Source organism: Arsenophonus endosymbiont of Bemisia tabaci Q2 (assembly GCF_902713415.1).
Classification (GTDB): domain Bacteria; phylum Pseudomonadota; class Gammaproteobacteria; order Enterobacterales; family Enterobacteriaceae; genus Arsenophonus.
The window spans coordinates 1-1,365 of record NZ_CACTIE010000289.1; the positions used below are offsets into that span (position 1 = coordinate 1).

Sequence of the window (1,365 nt, forward strand, 5' to 3'; positions counted from 1 at the left end):
GCTTAGCTATAAATGCAAAAAAAAGAGCGCTCGAATGCGACACAGATATTTTTTTCGCACTCAATATGGTGTAATCAAAATTAAGTCGCTTAGCTATAACCACTAACTAAAAACTTTATATAGATAAATTATTCGACATTAATTTTGTTAGTTAATTTTAATAATATTACTTGCTTTGTCTGTTAGCTATTTTACCATTATGACTACTCTTATCCAGGTTATTAGCGGATAAACACATGACAAGCCTAAATAAATTTACACCAGCAACTTGTGAAATAGACCATCAATTACCCTTAACGTTAATGTCACTTAATGATTGGAGTTTCATCACAGCAACAGGGGTTGATGCTGAAAAATATCTACAGGGTCAATTAACAGCGGATATTGCTACATTAACTGCACAACAACATATATTCACCGCCCACTGTGATGCCAAAGGAAAAATGTGGAGCACACTACGTTTATTTCATTATAATCAAGGCTTTGGCTATATTTTACGCACTAGTATGACAGCAAAACAACTTACTGAACTGAAAAAATATGCGGTTTTCTCGCAAATAACACTCAGCCAGCAGCACAATACCCTGCTGTTAGGTGCTGCCGGCCAAGAAGTTCGTGACGCATTGAGCAGCCACTTTTCTCTATTACCCGATAAGGAAAGGTCCGTTATTCATCTAGGGCAGACGACTTTACTGCACTTTAGTTTACCGTTTGAACGTTTTTTAATTGTTACTGATAGCGCAACTGCTGCTGAACTAACAAAACATTTCCCCCAACATGGTGATAGTCAGCAATGGTTAGCTTTCGATATTGCCGCTGGAATTGCTAATATTGATATTGAGAATAGTGAACAATTTATTCCTCAAGCCGTTAATCTGCAAGCATTACCCGGAAGTATTAATTTTCAGAAAGGCTGCTATAGCGGGCAGGAAACGGTCGCTCGAGCAAAATATCGCGGCGCCAATAAGCGTGCCATGTTTTGGTTAACCGGGACAGCAAATACGCTGCCAAAAACTGGAGATGCTATCGAGTGGAAAATAGCTGATAACTGGCGGCGCACTGGAACAGTATTAGCTGCTGTTACCATGACAAAAGGTTTTATTAGTGTGCAAGTTGTCATGAATAATGATATGCCTAAAGAGAGTATTTTTCGGCTGGTTGGCGAAACCAATAGTCAGCTCATTATTCAGCCTTTGCCTTACTCATTGTCCGAAGAGGAATAACATATCCGTCGATTACTAATAAAAAGGTATTCCGATAAACCGTTTTTATAGCTAAGCGTCTTAATTTTGATTACAAAATATATGTTTTTCTCCAATATAAATTTACTGATATAGAGTAATTACTTGTAATCATTTTAAAGTC

The 1,365-nt window shown here is 37.5% G+C and carries 1 protein-coding gene; it reads left to right on the plus strand.

The window, feature by feature from the left end; genetic code table 11:
• The first annotated feature begins 236 nt into the window (after positions 1 to 236).
• The gene (ygfZ, locus tag ARSQ2_RS11375; RefSeq protein ID WP_181995350.1) at positions 237 to 1,223 is read left to right on the plus strand and encodes a tRNA-modifying protein YgfZ; all 987 of its coding nucleotides are present in this window, start codon (positions 237 to 239) and stop codon (positions 1,221 to 1,223) included.
• The last annotated feature ends 142 nt before the right edge of the window (positions 1,224 to 1,365 follow it).

Coding starts and splice junctions, on each gene's coding strand:
- ygfZ (WP_181995350.1), top strand. CDS start 237: ATGACAAGCCTAAATAAATTTACACCAGCAACTTGTGAAATAGACCAT.